The organism is Acinetobacter sp. YK3, from assembly GCF_001729365.1.
GTDB classification, from domain to species: Bacteria; Pseudomonadota; Gammaproteobacteria; order Pseudomonadales; family Moraxellaceae; genus Acinetobacter; species Acinetobacter vivianii.
The window spans coordinates 1-15,734 of the sequence record NZ_LZPJ01000001.1; the positions used below are offsets into that span (position 1 = coordinate 1).

The window sequence follows — 15,734 nt, forward strand, 5'->3', positions numbered from 1 at the left end:
GTGACACCAGGTGATGATGTGAAACGCCAGCAGTTTGATGGTGGCCGTGGCCGCTACTACATCGATGTAAAACGTAATAGTCACATCGTTGACGTGAACTGGAGCTTAGGCAAAGCCGACTTCAATAAGATGATGGCCTTTTGGCGTGTTTACCAAAGTCAGCCTGCATCATTCTATGTCGATCTGGTGATCGATCAGGGCACACGTCAGCAATACCTGTGCAACTTCATGCCAGGTACTTTTAAAACCAATGAGGTCAACGGCAATCTGTACCGAGTCAATGCCCAGCTGGAGGTTGTGCAGAATCAGAAAGACTTGGCAGCAGATCAGGCCTTAATTAAAGATTGGGTGGTGTGATGGATCAGGAATATGCAAGGTTCTTTCTCAACCGTACAGTCGACATTTATCAGCTGGAGTGTATCGAGCTGACACATCCGTCATTCATCAATACCTATCGGGTGGTCCGCAATGATGATCAGGGTGTTTACGTCCGGCACAAGGAGAATGACAGCCAGCTGTTCTATGAATATCTGCCTGCCGAGATCCAGCGTTCGGGCATGCTCGGCGATCTGGACCAGTCCTTGACGATTTCAATATCAGGCTTGGGTGATGTGCTGCCGGATGAGTTTGAGCGGGTGATGGAAGGGCAGTATCCGGATATTAAGCCAACCGTTAATTACCGGCTGTACAGCTCGGACAATCTCAATACACCGATGTATTTCTTGCTTGGGTTGCAACTCTCAGGCGTGGCGATGGACCACAAGGCAGTGACATTTAAAGCCGAGTCACCACGACTCAATACTGCCAAGACGGGCGACATCTTCTCACTGGATCGTTTCACCGGTCTCAAGGGGGCATTATGAAAGGTCATGACCATTTACTTGATCGGCAATATGATCAGGAAAATTACAACTGTGTTCACTTTGCCCACGAAGCTGCGATGGATCTGTATAGCATAGACCGTGGGGAAGCACTGGAACTGTTTATGCAGCCTAAGGGCAGTATTGAGTTCAAGCCATCCAGAATAAAGCTACTAAATCCGCTGCCCATGCCCAAGGAGGGCTGCATAGTCGCCTTCCACCCAAGACTAAGAAATAAGCCCCCGCATGTGGGGCTTTTTCGTGGGGGGAAGGTTTTGCACCTGATGGAAAGTGGAGTTTCTTATTTATCTGAACAAGTCGTAATGGCAATGGGGTTTAATCGGGTCAGTTACTATGATTAAGATTATTTATAAACAAGATCCTTTATCTGAAAACAAGGTTGTAGAACGAGCTGCAACCTTAGGGCAATGGCTTACAGCAAAGTATGCGCATATGCCTGAGCATCTGCGCATCTTCCACAATCCAAGTGATATGGAGCATGCTGAAATTTCGGTGGCCAACGAAGTTACACCCAAAAATGCCCATGATCTGAAACAGCTCGATTTTCTACCTGGTACATTCATTGTGATTGAGAATCCGAAGGGGATTCCTGCATTGATTGCTGCAGTTGTATCGTTAGTTGTGGGGCTGGCCGTGGCACTATTAATGCCAACACCGTCGATCGCACAGACTAACCAGAATAACAACCAGTCCTCATCCGCCAATAACGAGCTTTCAAGCCGTGAGAACAAGATGCGGGTAAATGGCCGTATTGTGGATTTATACGGCGCAGCAAACGATACACCTGACCTGATCGCTGTGCCTTACAAAGTCTACGAGAACAATGTCGAAGTTGAGCATATTGTCGGGTGCATTGGCCGTGGCCACTATAAAATCAATGGTGCCTTTGACGGCGAAACCAATATTGTCGATATCGCCGGTGCATCGATCGAGGTGTATAGCCCTGATGTCGATATTGTTACTGGCAATCCGTATTTCTTTTTAGGCAGTGAGATTACAACACCGCCGTTGTCGGTACAGCAGCAAAATTCAGTCAATGGCCAGATCCTGCGCTCTGCAGATACTCAGGTACTGGAAGGTACAAATCATCTACGCTTTGGTTATCCCAATGAGATTTTAAGATCTGCCTCAAATTTTACGGATCTAACCACCAAGTTTGTCAGTAATGATCGGGTGGAAATCACCAATAGCGGTTTCTGGTTCAATAACCAGTTCTATCATCTGGATGGTGTCTACAGTGTCTTGTCGGTTGCTGATGACCGGATGACCTTATCCAATCCGGCAGCCGTCAATCCAGGCTGGTGGATCCTGAAGGAACTCGCAACCCAGAAAACTGCAGAACTATCACCAAGACTTGCTTCGATAGGCGAGAAGTGGATTGGTCCTTTTGTCCTGGATAATGTTGAGCGAAACCGGGTACTGTGTAATTTTGTCGCTTCAAATGGATTGTATGCAATTTATGAAGGGAATAATCAAGGTGCTGTAAACATTACCATTGAGGTAGAGGTGACTCCAGTCAATGTGAATGGTGAACCATTGGGCAATCCGATGTACCAGCGGATCACGATGAAGGGATCTGCAAAGTCACGTCAGACGGTGGGTGTCACGCTGGACATGACCACGTTTCAGGGCCGTTGTAGTGTGCGTGCACGTCGGGTGACTGGTGCAATCAATGCGCCAAGTGTCATGGATGAGGTGAAGTGGCAGGCACTCTATGGAGCGTTTCCTTTGCAAAGCACACGGTACCACAGTGAAACTGTTTTTCGTGCCAGAACCTATGCCACCACCGGCGCTCTATCGGTCAAGACCCGCAAGATCAACTTTGATCTGCAGCGGATGCTGCCTTTTTACCAGAATGGCGTAATGACCAAGGAAGTCTTTCCGACTTCAAGCTTTGCAGATGCCCTGGTATCGATGGCACTGGATGACAAGATTGGTCGCCGTACAGTTGACGAGCTGGATCTGGAGAATATCTATCGGACTTACTTTGAAATTGTGGATTACTTTGGTACACCGCTGGCCGCAGAGTTCTGTGCAACCATTGATGATACAAACCTGTCCTTTGAAGAACTGGTCACCAACGTTTGTGACGCAGTAGGGTGTACGGCCTATCGCCAGAACAACAAGCTCAAGCTGTATTTTGAACGGCCTACAGATAACTCGGTACTGTTGTTTAACTTCAGGAATATTTATCCGGAAACCTATCAAAAGGATCTGAGCTTTGGGGTGATGGATGACTATGATGGCCTAATCTATGAATATACGGATCCTGCTGACGATAGCCGTATCAATATCTATCTGCCGGACAAGAGTGCCAAGAATCCTAAAGTCGTGAAATCGGTAGGTGTACGTAACAAGTGGCAAGCTCACTTTAATGCGTACCGGTTGTGGAACAAGATGCGCTTCCAGCGTCGATCCATTACCTTTGATGCTGCATCTGAGTCAGAGTTACTGGTACTGCGTGACCGGATTGCAGTGGCGGATTATCGCAATCGTATTCACCGCGGCGGGGATGTGCTGCAGCAGGAAGGCCTGATCCTGACCTTAAGTCATGATGTGGAGTTTATTACAGGCAAAAGCTATGTGATTTATCTGCAGATGAGTGATGGCAGCGTGGATCTGATTCCGGTGACTGCAGGTGCGGCTACAAATAAAGTTGTGTTAGGGAGCTTGCCAAATGGACCGCTTAAGCTAAATCCAGAGGATTACATCAACACGACGTATATCGTGGTGAGCGATGATACTAAAGGCTCGTTGCCTTATCTGGTGGCCAAAAAGGAACCTGTGGGTAAGACGAGTAATAAAATCACTGCCATCAATTACGATGAACGCTATTACCTGAATGATAAGGACTATACCGACACCCCGATTGACGATAGCCCGATCTATATCCGTTACGATCAGCTCGATATCAATCTGGCTCGGTTGTACCAGATGCAGAGAGGTGAGTTGCCAGTCTCTGGAGTCATTAACTTCGTTGTGGAGCCTGGTGTACTGGTGTGCAGCTCAAGTGCTTTTCGACCGTACACAGAGCTTATTTATAAACATAGTCGGGATTTTGCCTCAGTTAAATATGTAGTGCCAGAATTACCAGAAATTTCAGCCATTGATACAGGAGAGTTTCCACCAGATCTGGTGGTGAATCTCACCATTAAAGGTGCAATTGTAGGACGTGGTGGTGATGGTGGTATTGCGCATGCAGCTTTCTATGATGGAAATGACTATGAGAATGCTTTCACGAAAACTCGACGTGACGGCAGTATCGGAGCACCAGGCTTACTGGTGCGTCATTCTAAAGTGAATCTGATCATCGATGGCGGTATTGTTGCGCGTGGTGGATCCGGTGGTGGTGCCACTCCAAGTGGACGTAGTACACGATATAGCTATGCAATGCAGGGTACATGTGGTGGCGGCGGTGCACCGTTTGGCATGGCGCTGAGTTTTGTTCCAACGTCCAGCGAAGTACCGCAATTCAGGGGCTATTTTAATAACAATTACCAGACCGATAAGATTACTGATGCCCAGAGAGATATTCCAGGCAGAGGTTATCAAAGAGTGACTGGCGATTATGGATCACCGTTTTCTGGTAATGGTGGTGGTTGGGGCCAACGCGGTACCAAGTCAGTTAATACCGGGACTTGGAACTGGAACTATCACGGAACACTTGAGGGTGAGCCAGGACTAGGTGGACCGGCCATTATTGGTGCACCGTTACTGACCCTACAGATAATTAATGGAGGTCAAATTTTACAAACGCTTTAACAGTCTTAAATCTTTTATAAGCACCCAAACGGGTGCTTTTTTATTGTCTATTGGAGACAGGAAATGCAAGAACAGGCAGCAAGCGCGGTTGAAGCTGCTACAAACACAATCGCAGCAACAGCATCCAAGGTTTCATATACATCAGCGGGGTTATCAGTGGCAGCGTATGCAGCAAGCATTGATTGGGCGGTATGGGCCTCAGTCTTTATCGGTGTAATTACTTTTTTTACCACACTGTATTTTAAACGGCGAGATGACAAGCGGGCCCAGGAGATCCATGAATTGCGTAAGAAGCAATATGAGCAGAATAAAGAACGTTTAAAGGGGAATTGTGATGACAAGTGAACAGACTCGGGCTTATCTGGCCTTTGCACTCGTAGGGCTAATGTTTGTCCTGGTGATTGCTTTATTTTTTGTGGATATGCCACGGGAGAACAGCAACCTGATCAATACAGCATTAGGTTTTATTGCTGGGGCAATGACAACGGCCTGCGGTTTCTATTTTGGTAGTTCAGAGCAAGAAAAGAAGAAAGATAAAGACAGTCCAAATCAGTAGTTAAATTTTTAAATCAACGTGACCGCCTTCGGGCGGTTTTTTTATGCATGAGGAAAAGTGATGAGCATTCAAAATTTACAGAAAGCATTGGGCGTTAATGATGACGGTATCGTTGGCCGTGGAACGCTGACAGCATTATTCAAGAAACTAGGTGCACCACATGCACGTGCGGAAGAGCTTGCACTTGCAGCGAATGTACACATGCGTACATATCATATTTTAGATAATGATCTACGTCTGGCGCACTTCATAGCTCAGTTGGCGCATGAATCGGGTAATTTTCGCTATATGGAGGAAATCGCCAGTGGTAGAGCATACGAGGGGCGTAAAGATCTAGGGAACACTGAAAAAGGGGATGGTACTCGATACAAAGGCCGTGGACCGATCCAGTTAACGGGCCGTGCAAACTATCGCAAGTATGGCCGAGCTCTTGGGATAGACTTTGAGAATAATCCGGAGATTGTGGCTTTACCTAGTATCGGGATGCTGGTGGCATGTAAGTACTGGTATGACAATGGATTAAATGAGCTGGCCGATAAAGACGATATCAACCTGATTACACGCCGGATTAATGGCGGTTTCAATGGTTTGGATGATCGTAAGGCAAAGTTAAATACGATGAAAAATATGTTGGGGAAGTGATGCGGTACCATTGCAGACGTTCACCTGCATCCATTGCATTGAGCCTTGCGGTATTGATACTTTTGCCAGGATGCACGGCGCATACGATCAACAATAATATTCATGTTGGGATTTGTGTTCGAGCACTTTAATATTATTGTATGATTGGCATTATCTTCCAGATTAATTTTTTGGCCACAAGATCTGCAGCGAAGATCCGGGCAAACGATCGACAACCTAAATTATTGAAAAATATATAAACCAAAAAAAATGCCAATTTTTAGGGATTGGCATTTTATTACATTTTACGGACAAAATATTATTTCAGTTTTAGACACTGAATATCACCCATAGGATTTGCCGAGTTTTTAAGAATCTTATCAATTTCTGGCTGAAGAGCTAAGGCTTTATCTGATAGATCTTTTACGTCCGGTGAAATTTTACTTCCAGACTTAACCTTTAAAGCTGAGTACTTTCCAATAAATTTATTACCTACACATAAAGCATCTAGGGCATTTAGTGTCATGGCACTATTTTTCCCTTCTGAAAGCGCTTTAAGATCCCCGGATAAATTAATGCCCAAAGTGTCATAAGTGGTTTTAATAGCATGGGCTTGATAGCTTGCAAAATTTAATAACTGATCATTGGTTTTGGATACTTGTGTAGCCTCTTCATAAGCAGCACTAAATACAAATTTTGTGTAATACAGTTGATTAAATTGAGCGTAGAGGGAAGCCTCTCTTGCCTTGTTTAGATCGTTTTCGACTTCCTGTTCGGTTAATTTATTTGTGTTATCTGCCTGACTGCAGGCAGCTGTAAAACCGGCAATAAGAATAAGTAATATTTTAAATTTGTTCACTGTTTAATCTCCCATTTTTCGCATTTCTGATAAAGGTCTTTCATAGCCATATTCTGATACGGCCAGATTATAAGCCTTCCTATTCCATTTTTTTCCATTTCCAAATACTACTTCGTACATTACCTGGTCGATGTAGAAAGGTCCTCTATTCATTGGGATCGCTTCAGCATAGGCCACGTAACTGGCTTTTGAATACATACCCATACCAGAAGGAGCAAGCTTAATCAGCCCCTCAATATCTCTATAATTTGCAGCAACACGAATATCGAAAACATCTTTAGATAGCTCGATAATCGCTTTACCGGCTCGGCTTGTCGCAACGTTTTTTAGATATGATGCAAAGCGTAAATACATCAATGTATGAAAATACTCTGTATAGATTAAGCCAGGTGTACTTTGTTCAATTTCACGTAGATCAAATTGCAAGCCGAAATGTAGAGCCATGTCGTACTCAAATGGCTGTTTATTCTTTACATGATCCCAGTGTGCCTGAGACATGCCAAAGGTATAGGGCACAGTCTTTTTAACTTTTATTAGGTTTTTCCACCCGTCACATGCAGTTAGATAACCATCTTCAGCATGACACATATTTACTGTTTGCTTGAGATCTATACTTGATGCTGCATCAGAGCTGATCGGTTTCTTATCATAATTTTTGTGGAAAATTATTCGACCTAAATTTGTCGCATTACTTCTTTCGGTTGTCATAATTTAAACTCAAATTGGTTCGAGAGTTTTAGATAAATCAATGGTGATAATTTCAATCGATTCAGGGGAGTATTGACTGTCATAAAGCGCAGTCATACCGCTTTTATCTGTATAGCCTCTCACTAACAATTCGCCTGAATCCTTGCTATATAGTTCGTATAAAATTTCTGTCAAAGGCTTGTTAGTCGTTGTCTCCATGACTTGAAACTGAATTTTGTGTAATTCATTGTTCTCAGCAACAAGTGAATCTTTCTGTTGTTGTGTTGCCATAGGACTTGAAGCAGATGCCGTAGCTTTAGCCGTAGGTGATGGGCCATTGTCTTGTACAACAAGGCTCTGTTTTGGTAGTAACTTACAGCCACATGAAAGTGAGTCATTGACTCTTGCTGCAGCTTTACCAAAGATCTGCATGCACGGATCGCCTGAGATGATCGTTGCAACGGTTTTATGTTTCGGGCATGTAGCCTTATCACCGACACAAGCGATTGGAATGCCTTCTATCTGGAACATGCTATTGCCAGATATAACTTGCCCACCTCCAGTGGTCGGGCAGCCAACAACAATATATGGTGTGGCCATAAAATTTACCCTCTGTTTAATTTTTGTGAGAGGATAATAACAGTCACTGTACAGAACATACTGTTTAGTTTTTTTTAATGACTAAGAATCAAAAGAAGATGCTTGGATAAAAATAATAAAATTTTTTTAACTTACTGATTCCTTATTTATTCTTAATGCGACAATGATAAATATCATTTATTATTTAATTAAAATTTAATGGATAGTTGGAAAATGTTAAAACAAGTACCAATTCAACAAACTGAAGCTGAGCTTCAAGTCGGATACAAGCCGACTGTTCTAGAGACGACATTTGATGTTTTACCTTTTAATAATTTAGGGGATCGTGAATTTGAGCTTCTTGTATATTCTTTGCTTAAAGCTGAAATTTCATCTAATTCATTAGAGGGAGTTAAGACAGTTTCATTAATGCAGGGTGTTGGAGAGAGAGGAAGAGATTCAGTTTTATATGATGATAACGGTGTTTGTGGAATAATTCAGTGTAAAAAATATGCTGGAAGAGTTACTAAACCAGCAATTCTGAAGGAGTTAATAAAATTTGCTTTATATGTTAATAAAGATCCATCAATTATTTCCAATAGAAATAATGTTGATTATTATTTCTATATATCCAATGATTTATGTGGCCCAGCTATAGATTTAATTCATGATTTTAAAAACGTTTTAAATACTGAAATCATAGTGGGTAATGTTGAAAAATACTTAAATGAAATTGTTGAAGAATATGAGTCATTTAGACTAGAAAGAGCTTCTCCCCCTTTTGAACAAGTTAAATCTATTCTTTTTTCCTTTGATGTACATGCTGTTGTTGGTACAGATTTAACAAATAGACTCCATAGCCAACCCGAGGTTTTAAAGGCCTTTTTTAGTGTAAAGTCGATAGTATCGGTAGAGGATGCCGATAAAGTTGTGAGATCTGCATTAGAAGATTTTGGGCTTAAGTTAATTACAGATGATGATCTAAAATATATTCAAGAACGAATTTCTCAATCAAAAAGTGAAGATCGTCTAAGTTATGGAATGGTAGATTTTTATGGTTATAGTATTGATTTCTTTAGAACTATAGAAGCAAACCATTTAGGCGAAATTGTACAGAAGGCTATAAGTGTTCAATCTGAACTAAATATGCATTTAATGAATTATTTTTCTGATAAAATGCAAAATTTAATTTTAACTCGTGTTACAAACAATTTATTAAGAGCTGGAGTTATTCACCAGTATAGTGTTGGTATTTGTGCTCCTTACTTAACAATTAGAGTTTCGCCCAAAATTCTGAATACACGTATTTTTGAAGGTGGTAGCGAGAGCAAAACTGATGTTTCTAGCGAGTTTGTTTTAAACACAACAATTCAGCGTTTGATTAATAGTAGCACTAAAATATTACAAGGCGATTTTAGTGCACTTGTTGGAGATGAAAAAGATATAGCCTTTAAAAAAGAAATTTACAATCATTTACACCAAGGGCTTAATAATGTAGAGGAAATAAGGGCCCGCATTGAAAAAGATTTAAAAATATTAAAGCCAGTCCTGTTGGCGATGGAAGAGGAATTGAATAATTTATTTTCACAATCAAAAACTATAATGATTTCTGATTTTTCGTTTATAGAGAATAAAGATAAATTAATAAAAACATTTGAATCTGTAAGGCGGTTGGAAAGTTAAAGAAGTGAAATAGAAGCCTTATGTAAAGGCTTCTATTTTTTTAAAAATTATATTTTACTAGTCACAGGTATTAGTTGAGGTCCAGCTAATCTAGCCTTTCCAATTATTTCAACCAGCTCATCATAAGTTAATTCGAATTTATCTTCACTATCAAAAACATACTCGACATTCTTTCCTTTCAATTCAGCAGGCTTCTCTGGCACAAACCGCTTCGGAATAAGGATCTGTGCAAGTTGTTCGTTCGTTAGCTTAAAAATATGCATAGTGATTATCCGATTCTAAAAAGTTCGTTCCAGTTGGTTAGATAAGAGGGAGAGCGGCGATTCTGATTCATTTGCCAGATAGCTTTAGTGTTATTGCAAAGCCCTAGCGAGACATGATCTTTTCCGTATTTTTCTTTGATGGCTTCCATTGTTTGTGAAAGCTTTTCGCGTTGATTTCGATGTGTGTAATCCGTGAATAGATCAGGTACAAATTTAGACTTGGGAATTAACTCGAGCAGAACAATTCCCGCCTTTTTATACTTGAATCCTTTCTTATAGATCTGGTCGATCCCTTTCATAGCCGCCCTAGTAATCTCTAACAAATCGTCTGTATGCTCAGGCATTTGAACAATAATATACGGGGAATAACGCTCATCTTTATTGAATTTCCCAGTCTGAATAAATACACCAATCATCTTGCAGATAGATCCGTCATGACGCATTCTTTCTACGCCTCGAGTCACGAATAAGCGTACTGAAGATTTGATATCATCTTTCTCGTATACAGGTTGGCCATAGGATCTGCTGCTGATAATTTGCTGTTTTGATGGGTTCTCATTTTCTATATCAATGCATGAAACACCCTGCAGCTCGCGAACAGTCTTTTCCATTACAATCGAAAATGACTTTTTAATTTCCTTTGGATTTGCTTCAATCAGATCCAGAACACTCTTAATATTCATTAAGTTTAGTTTCTTACAGTTCTGGCGGCCAACGCCCCAGACTTCAGCTACGTCCACCTGCGATAGCAATTGTTCAGCAGAGCACGGATCCATCTCAGCTAAATTACACACACCATCAAAATATTTATTCTTCTTCGCTATATGGTTGGAAATTTTAGCCTCGGTTTTACTGCGGCCAATTCCAATGCAACAGGGTAATCCAAGCCACTGTTGAGCCTTCATTCGCATTTCCTGAGCGTATGCTGTCAGATCATAGTTTTTTGCATAAGTTGTTAGATCAAGAAAGCATTCATCAATACTATAAATTTCCTGCTCACCAGGTGCCACATACTGGCCAAGTAGACTCATAAAACGGCGTGACATTTCAGCGTAAAGTGCGTAATTGCTTGAGAGCACTTGTACGTCATATTTCTTAATAACATCTTCAATTTGGAATACCGGTACACCCATTTTGATACCGATATCTTTTGATTCTTGGCTGCGAGCGACTGCACAGCCATCGTTATTGCTGAGTACTATTACTGGGCGATCATTCAGGGATGGATTAAAAACACGTTCACATGAGACGTAGCAGTTATTCACATCCACGAGCGCGAATATGCGAGTATTACTTTTCATGACTATTCTTCTTATTATGAGCGGTAATGCATACGCTTTAAGTTGAATGTCACGACACCCCAAACAACAACGGTTTGATTATCTGCAGGGATGATGTGCTCATACGCTGGATTTTCAGCTTTAAGCCAGACCTTAGGTAATGGATAGTTCTCATCACCAAATATCTCTTTAATATCATTTTTAGACATCTTTGCCGTGATCATGAGGCGTTTAATCGTTGAGTCTTTATTGTCGATTAACGCAACCACGATGTCTTGATGAGCAGCTTCAATGCTCCGATCGATGATAATAGGGTCATTAACCTCAAGACCAGCACCGAGCATTGATTCACTATCAACGCGCGCTATGAAAGAGGATATCGGGTTATGAATCAAGTATTCATTCAGATCCACAGTTGTGGTCATATCATCTTTTGTGGCGAAAGCTGGACCAGCAGGAATGCGCTCTAAAGCCATCGGGATCGATGCTTTAGATTTTGGAAGGATAGGGGTTAGACCGAGTTTATCGATCAGATCTGTTTGAAACGCGATTTGTTCAAGAAGGATATTAATTGTGGGACTAGGTTTCCCGTCTTGGCCCATGAGATTTTGAAGGCTCGACCAACCAAGATCAGAGAAGTAGATAGGTAACTTCTTAGACATTTTTAAACTCCTACGCTACTGGGCGTGTTTGGAATTGAATTTACCTTTTTAGGATATGATTTTTATCATTAGAAACACAAATTAAAAAAATCGTTTATGAACAGATAGATGTCATAGATTGACGTAACCTATTGTGCATTTGGTCGGAAAATAAACTTCCAAAAATATTTAGATAAATCTTTGATAGTGAGTGAGTGGTTTTTAACCATTTCTTTGATTTTAGTTTGTAAGGGATTATTACGGATCCCTAAAAAAATACCTGTTCCAGATTAGTTGAAATGACTATTTTTTAGGGAGAAAGCCATTCTATGTAATTGTTAAATAAGTGATTAAAACATGAAAAAAAATTTACTAAAATGTCAATTATTGATCTACTGCGAAAAATCACTTACTGTATTGAATATCAAGTAAAAACTTATTTGAGATCTAGGGGATATAGAGAAATTTATAGAACTTAGAAGAAAGGCTGCCACTTACTTTCGTCCTCGACCAAAATTTCGAAAATAAGTGGCTTTGTATAAAACTGCGAAGCTAGACGAAGTCTAACGAAGCTAAGTTTTCAACTTTTAAACGTTAGTTTTAAGCGGTGATTTCTACCGTACAAACTAACGATGAAGTTTAAAAGCGGAAAATAAGCTGAGCTTTATAACTTATGGTTTTAATGTACCAAAAGAAGACGACGTTTAGCAACGCTTATTTGACGGAGCGCTGCTATGATGACGATCATTGTCATTATGTTGCGACTAATCAGCTTCTTTGCTGATATGTTGCAAATAGCCGATTTCATTATTCGGTAATTGAACCGGTCTAAGAATTTCAAATGAAAAATCGTTTGTTTAGGCAGGCGATTTTTTTTGTAAATATTACTGATGCCTTTGACTTAAATCCTTTTTCGGTGCCGCAGTGTATTCATCGGGTGGCAGATCTACTAAAAAATCTCGCGCTTGATTATGACCGCAGGTAAGCCAATCTTTACGGCGACCCTTCGGAATTACAACGATCGACCGTTTTTCATCGTCTGGCGCATGAAACTGTTTCATGAATGGATGCATGTCTGCATTGATTGTTAGCATGCTCATTGATACCACTGGTTCGCCGTTAACAACGGCATATTCATAAATACCGGCGACAGTGAAGGGCATATCATCTTGCCGATAAATACCATACCAATGCGACTTTCCATCAATGTATTTTGGTTCAAAGATCGTTTCTACTGGGATTAAACAAAACTGATTTTTAGACCAGGCATGGCGAAAACTTGGCTTCGATGCAACGGTTTCAGATCTTGCATTATGAGTGTTGCGCACTTTCCTAATATCTTCTGCCCAATTTGGTACCAGTCCAAATCTGGCTTCGCGCCACTCGATGCCATGCTCGGTCGCGATGAGGATAGGTCCGCCGTAACCTGGGTATAGATCCGCTTTATATTCGAAAGTCGGTTCAAGCAGATTAAGTAGCTGTGCTCGGCTTCGAGCTATTGGTTCGTAGTTTGCGCACATATGACTCTCCATCTCATGCCAAAAATATGATCAAATAATGGGTTTAATTGGAGGATATTTTTGTTATAAATATTATGTGTCTGTAAATTAAAATCATATGCAATGAAGAATTTTTTTAAAAAAAACTTTTTGACAATTATTGGTTGGCTATTAAGTCTTATATGGCTAATGATCGTTGCAATTTTATTATACACTCAAGATTTACCAAAAAACTTAAACGAAATTGGTGATTTTGTAGCAGGCATGGCTTCGCCATTGGCCTTTTTATGGGTAGTGATTGGATATTATCAAAGCCAAGAAGCATTGAGGTTACAGGCCAAAGAATTAAGTCAAAGCTCTGAGGCTTTGGTTCATCAAGTAAATGAGATGAGAGTAGCTACTAAACTACAAAAAGAACAATTAGAGCAGATTAAAAATCAGTTCGAAAATACAATTTTAAGTGAAAAATACAATTTACAGCCTTTTTTTGATTTAAGAATAAAAAGCATTGTGGATATGGAAGAACCAGATGATTTTTATAAATTTATAACGTTTGAATTGGAGTGTATTGAGGGTAGTGCGAGATTTATAACTTTATTCAACGAGAAAGATAAAAATAATTCTTTTGATAGAATTAATCAAATAACAAAAGGGAAGATTGATGTGTTACAAATAGACGTGGTCGTGAAAGATGACGTTAAATTACATGGGTTAATATTTAGTTTAAGTTATTTTGATGTGAGGGGGAATATAGCCTCTCAGGAATACATGTTGACAGTAAATGGTCAGATTAAAGAAATGGTACATAGTAGAACACTAGTTACTTAATAGTAATTTAATTGAATTAAAACATTTTTTTATTTTATATTAATTTTAGTGCCGTTTATCGCTTTTTTTATTGAAATATTATCTGAAACGATTGAAAAAAAACTATTTAATCCCAGAAAGGATAATTCTAATAATCAAGTTCTGGAGAACTTAAATGCAAGAGCATAATTTTTTGGTCACTTACTCTGTTAAGGGAAAAACACCAAGACAAATAGACCAAGACAAAGCTGCTGATGTAAGAAATGCTTTAAATAATCTTAAAATAACGAATTGGACTAAGTTGAAAGATGTTGAAACAGTCTTTTCAGGTATTTTATCACTTAATTTTTCAACAATACAAAGTCGTAGAAATCAGGCTTTACGCCATGTTTCTGATGTCTTTAATAATGTCATAAAGCAGGAGAAAGCATCAAGCCACGTTAATATCTACGGAGTATTTTTAGTTGATAAATTAGGGGAAGAAATTTCATTTACTGTCTAAATCAGAATAATGCTACTCAAACTTGAGTAGCATTTTCTATTATATAGTTTATAGAATGCTTATGCTTTAAAAGTAATTTTTTAAATTATGCTGCATCTAACATTCTGGCAATTTCGGTTGCAGTCGGGTTGTAGTATGTATTGACCAGAATTGAAATTGTTTCGTGTCCAGTAATTTTAGATAGAATTTCAATCGGCAATTTAAAATTATGCACGAATCTGGTGATAGCTTCATGTCGTGTATCGTGGAAACGGATCTTACCTACAAGACCTGTTTTAGTGAGATTGCGTTGCCAGATCAAACGGAACGAGTTTGCATTGTGCGGAATTAATCTGTCGTCATCAATTGGGGTTGCAAGCAACATAAGAAGTTCTTTTGCACGTCGTGTCAAAGGCACATCTCGTGATTTTCCGTTCTTAGTATCAACCAAGCGTATAAAATCATCAAAAACATTTTTCTTCTTAATGCTGAGGATTTCACCCTTTCTCATTGCAGTTTCCAATGCAAATAGAAAAGCCCAAGCAACATAATGCATTTGTTTCGTAGGAACTTTGCCCCAGTGGTAGTCAAGGCCGGTTATGATTGCCTCGATGTCATCATCACTTACACGTTGATTACGTGGTTGAGCCTCGGGCGGCCTGTTTACTTCTTTGAATGGATTTTCTTTCGTTAAAAACAGTTCCTTTCGTGCATAGTTAAACGCAGCACTGAACACAGCAAACTGTCTACTGACGGTCGCAGGTTTTACAACTTTCAATCGCTTATCTCGCCAGTCTTTAACAATTTGCGGAGTTAAATCATGAATTGATAGATCGGCAGCAGGACCCCATTGTTTCCTTAATAACTTTAATTGCTGATCAATAAAATTTTTACTTTTTTTATTTCTGCCTGATTCATTGTAATACTTTTCAAAAAGAGAATGGAAAGATAGGTGAATTTTCTCAGGCTCTTGGCTTTTGTTGCCGCTGGCTTGTAACTCTAATAATTTTTTAGCGGCCCACTGTTCACATTCTTGAGCTGTATCTCTGGTTGCTGTGAATCGTTGACCATTATGGCGTAGGGTAATACGCCAAGCGTTGCCGCGTTGTACGGGTTTCTGCATGAAAACACTCCA

General features: G+C 40.1%; 18 protein-coding genes. 10 read left to right on the top strand and 8 right to left on the bottom strand.

Going from position 1 to position 15,734, the window contains the following annotated elements; translation table 11 throughout:
• From A9Z07_RS00005 to A9Z07_RS00035, 7 genes are all read left to right on the top strand, one after another.
• Positions 1-357, top strand: a 357-nt coding sequence (locus tag A9Z07_RS00005; RefSeq protein WP_139126613.1) for a hypothetical protein, incomplete at its 5' end; no start/stop codon positions are given.
• On the top strand, positions 357-863 hold the full coding sequence (locus A9Z07_RS00010) for a DUF1833 family protein (RefSeq protein ID WP_069576037.1): 507 nt from the start codon (positions 357-359) through the stop codon (positions 861-863). The genes A9Z07_RS00005 and A9Z07_RS00010, both read left to right, overlap by 1 nt.
• A complete protein-coding gene (locus tag A9Z07_RS00015; RefSeq protein ID WP_069576039.1) occupies positions 860-1,222 on the top strand; it encodes a hypothetical protein in 363 nt (120 codons plus the stop codon). Before A9Z07_RS00010 ends, A9Z07_RS00015 begins: the two co-directional genes overlap by 4 nt.
• Positions 1,215-4,643 carry a host specificity factor TipJ family phage tail protein gene (locus tag A9Z07_RS00020; protein ID WP_069576042.1) on the top strand — a complete coding sequence of 1,143 codons (3,429 nt, stop codon included), beginning with the start codon at positions 1,215-1,217 and terminating at the stop codon, positions 4,641-4,643. The genes A9Z07_RS00015 and A9Z07_RS00020 overlap by 8 nt, the downstream gene beginning before the upstream one ends.
• 63 nt (positions 4,644-4,706) lie before the next feature.
• Positions 4,707-4,988 (top strand): phage holin, encoded by a 282-nt coding sequence (locus A9Z07_RS00025; protein WP_005231579.1) that lies wholly within the window; start codon positions 4,707-4,709, stop codon positions 4,986-4,988.
• A complete protein-coding gene (locus A9Z07_RS00030; RefSeq protein WP_005231578.1) occupies positions 4,978-5,199 on the top strand; it encodes a hypothetical protein in 222 nt (73 codons plus the stop codon). Before A9Z07_RS00025 ends, A9Z07_RS00030 begins: the two co-directional genes overlap by 11 nt.
• Before the next feature lie 60 nt (positions 5,200-5,259).
• On the top strand, positions 5,260-5,841 hold the full coding sequence (locus A9Z07_RS00035; protein ID WP_005231577.1) for a glycoside hydrolase family 19 protein: 582 nt from the start codon (positions 5,260-5,262) through the stop codon (positions 5,839-5,841).
• Between the two features lie 298 nt (positions 5,842-6,139).
• Here A9Z07_RS00035 and A9Z07_RS00040 read toward each other — a convergent pair whose 3' ends face one another.
• The 3 genes from A9Z07_RS00040 to A9Z07_RS00050 are packed head-to-tail and all read right to left on the bottom strand — an operon-like array spanning position 6,140 to position 7,966.
• A complete protein-coding gene (locus A9Z07_RS00040; protein WP_069576047.1) occupies positions 6,140-6,679 on the bottom strand; it encodes a hypothetical protein in 540 nt (179 codons plus the stop codon).
• 3 nt (positions 6,680-6,682) lie between these two features.
• Entirely contained in the window at positions 6,683-7,387 is a 705-nt protein-coding gene (locus A9Z07_RS17835) for a hypothetical protein (protein WP_005231575.1), read from the bottom strand.
• Positions 7,388-7,396: 9 nt separating this feature from the next.
• Positions 7,397-7,966, bottom strand: coding sequence for a PAAR domain-containing protein (locus tag A9Z07_RS00050; RefSeq protein ID WP_005231574.1), 570 nt, complete (start codon positions 7,964-7,966; stop codon positions 7,397-7,399).
• Positions 7,967-8,179: 213 nt separating this feature from the next.
• On the opposite strand from A9Z07_RS00050, the gene A9Z07_RS00055 reads away from it, so the two are divergent.
• Positions 8,180-9,628 (top strand): hypothetical protein, encoded by a 1,449-nt coding sequence (locus tag A9Z07_RS00055; protein ID WP_069576052.1) that lies wholly within the window; start codon positions 8,180-8,182, stop codon positions 9,626-9,628.
• A gap of 47 nt (positions 9,629-9,675) precedes the next feature.
• Here the strand turns inward: A9Z07_RS00055 and A9Z07_RS00060 are convergent, their stop codons facing one another.
• The 4 genes from A9Z07_RS00060 to A9Z07_RS00075 all read right to left on the bottom strand — a co-directional run bounded on the left by A9Z07_RS00060 (position 9,676) and on the right by A9Z07_RS00075 (position 13,332).
• Positions 9,676-9,891 (bottom strand): hypothetical protein, encoded by a 216-nt coding sequence (locus A9Z07_RS00060; RefSeq protein WP_069576056.1) that lies wholly within the window; start codon positions 9,889-9,891, stop codon positions 9,676-9,678.
• A 5-nt stretch (positions 9,892-9,896) separates the two neighbouring features.
• Entirely contained in the window at positions 9,897-11,192 is a 1,296-nt protein-coding gene (locus tag A9Z07_RS00065; RefSeq protein WP_069576059.1) for a Y-family DNA polymerase, read from the bottom strand.
• A gap of 14 nt (positions 11,193-11,206) precedes the next feature.
• Positions 11,207-11,833 (bottom strand): LexA family protein, encoded by a 627-nt coding sequence (locus A9Z07_RS00070; protein WP_069576063.1) that lies wholly within the window; start codon positions 11,831-11,833, stop codon positions 11,207-11,209.
• 863 nt (positions 11,834-12,696) lie between these two features.
• On the bottom strand, positions 12,697-13,332 hold the full coding sequence (locus A9Z07_RS00075) for an SOS response-associated peptidase (protein ID WP_069576065.1): 636 nt from the start codon (positions 13,330-13,332) through the stop codon (positions 12,697-12,699).
• Between the two features lie 102 nt (positions 13,333-13,434).
• Here A9Z07_RS00075 and A9Z07_RS00080 point away from each other — a divergent pair, with 102 nt between their 5' ends.
• Both A9Z07_RS00080 and A9Z07_RS00085 read left to right on the top strand, forming a co-directional pair.
• Complete coding sequence (locus tag A9Z07_RS00080; protein WP_069576067.1) at positions 13,435-14,139, top strand: hypothetical protein; 705 nt, start codon at positions 13,435-13,437, stop codon at positions 14,137-14,139.
• Positions 14,140-14,293: 154 nt separating this feature from the next.
• Positions 14,294-14,620, top strand: a complete 327-nt coding sequence (locus tag A9Z07_RS00085) for a hypothetical protein (RefSeq protein WP_069576073.1) — start codon at positions 14,294-14,296, stop codon at positions 14,618-14,620.
• Between the two features lie 85 nt (positions 14,621-14,705).
• On the opposite strand, the gene A9Z07_RS00090 is transcribed toward A9Z07_RS00085, so the two are convergent.
• Complete coding sequence (locus A9Z07_RS00090; protein WP_069576074.1) at positions 14,706-15,722, bottom strand: tyrosine-type recombinase/integrase; 1,017 nt, start codon at positions 15,720-15,722, stop codon at positions 14,706-14,708.
• Positions 15,723-15,734: the final 12 nt, after the last annotated feature.

Coding starts and splice junctions, on each gene's coding strand:
- A9Z07_RS00080 (WP_069576067.1), top strand. CDS start 13,435: ATGAAGAATTTTTTTAAAAAAAACTTTTTGACAATTATTGGTTGGCTA.
- A9Z07_RS00070 (WP_069576063.1), bottom strand. CDS start 11,833: ATGTCTAAGAAGTTACCTATCTACTTCTCTGATCTTGGTTGGTCGAGC.
- A9Z07_RS00055 (WP_069576052.1), top strand. CDS start 8,180: ATGTTAAAACAAGTACCAATTCAACAAACTGAAGCTGAGCTTCAAGTC.
- A9Z07_RS00065 (WP_069576059.1), bottom strand. CDS start 11,192: ATGAAAAGTAATACTCGCATATTCGCGCTCGTGGATGTGAATAACTGC.
- A9Z07_RS17835 (WP_005231575.1), bottom strand. CDS start 7,387: ATGACAACCGAAAGAAGTAATGCGACAAATTTAGGTCGAATAATTTTC.
- A9Z07_RS00015 (WP_069576039.1), top strand. CDS start 860: ATGAAAGGTCATGACCATTTACTTGATCGGCAATATGATCAGGAAAAT.
- A9Z07_RS00075 (WP_069576065.1), bottom strand. CDS start 13,332: ATGTGCGCAAACTACGAACCAATAGCTCGAAGCCGAGCACAGCTACTT.
- A9Z07_RS00025 (WP_005231579.1), top strand. CDS start 4,707: ATGCAAGAACAGGCAGCAAGCGCGGTTGAAGCTGCTACAAACACAATC.
- A9Z07_RS00010 (WP_069576037.1), top strand. CDS start 357: ATGGATCAGGAATATGCAAGGTTCTTTCTCAACCGTACAGTCGACATT.
- A9Z07_RS00090 (WP_069576074.1), bottom strand. CDS start 15,722: ATGCAGAAACCCGTACAACGCGGCAACGCTTGGCGTATTACCCTACGC.
- A9Z07_RS00020 (WP_069576042.1), top strand. CDS start 1,215: ATGATTAAGATTATTTATAAACAAGATCCTTTATCTGAAAACAAGGTT.
- A9Z07_RS00085 (WP_069576073.1), top strand. CDS start 14,294: ATGCAAGAGCATAATTTTTTGGTCACTTACTCTGTTAAGGGAAAAACA.
- A9Z07_RS00035 (WP_005231577.1), top strand. CDS start 5,260: ATGAGCATTCAAAATTTACAGAAAGCATTGGGCGTTAATGATGACGGT.
- A9Z07_RS00030 (WP_005231578.1), top strand. CDS start 4,978: ATGACAAGTGAACAGACTCGGGCTTATCTGGCCTTTGCACTCGTAGGG.
- A9Z07_RS00050 (WP_005231574.1), bottom strand. CDS start 7,966: ATGGCCACACCATATATTGTTGTTGGCTGCCCGACCACTGGAGGTGGG.
- A9Z07_RS00060 (WP_069576056.1), bottom strand. CDS start 9,891: ATGCATATTTTTAAGCTAACGAACGAACAACTTGCACAGATCCTTATT.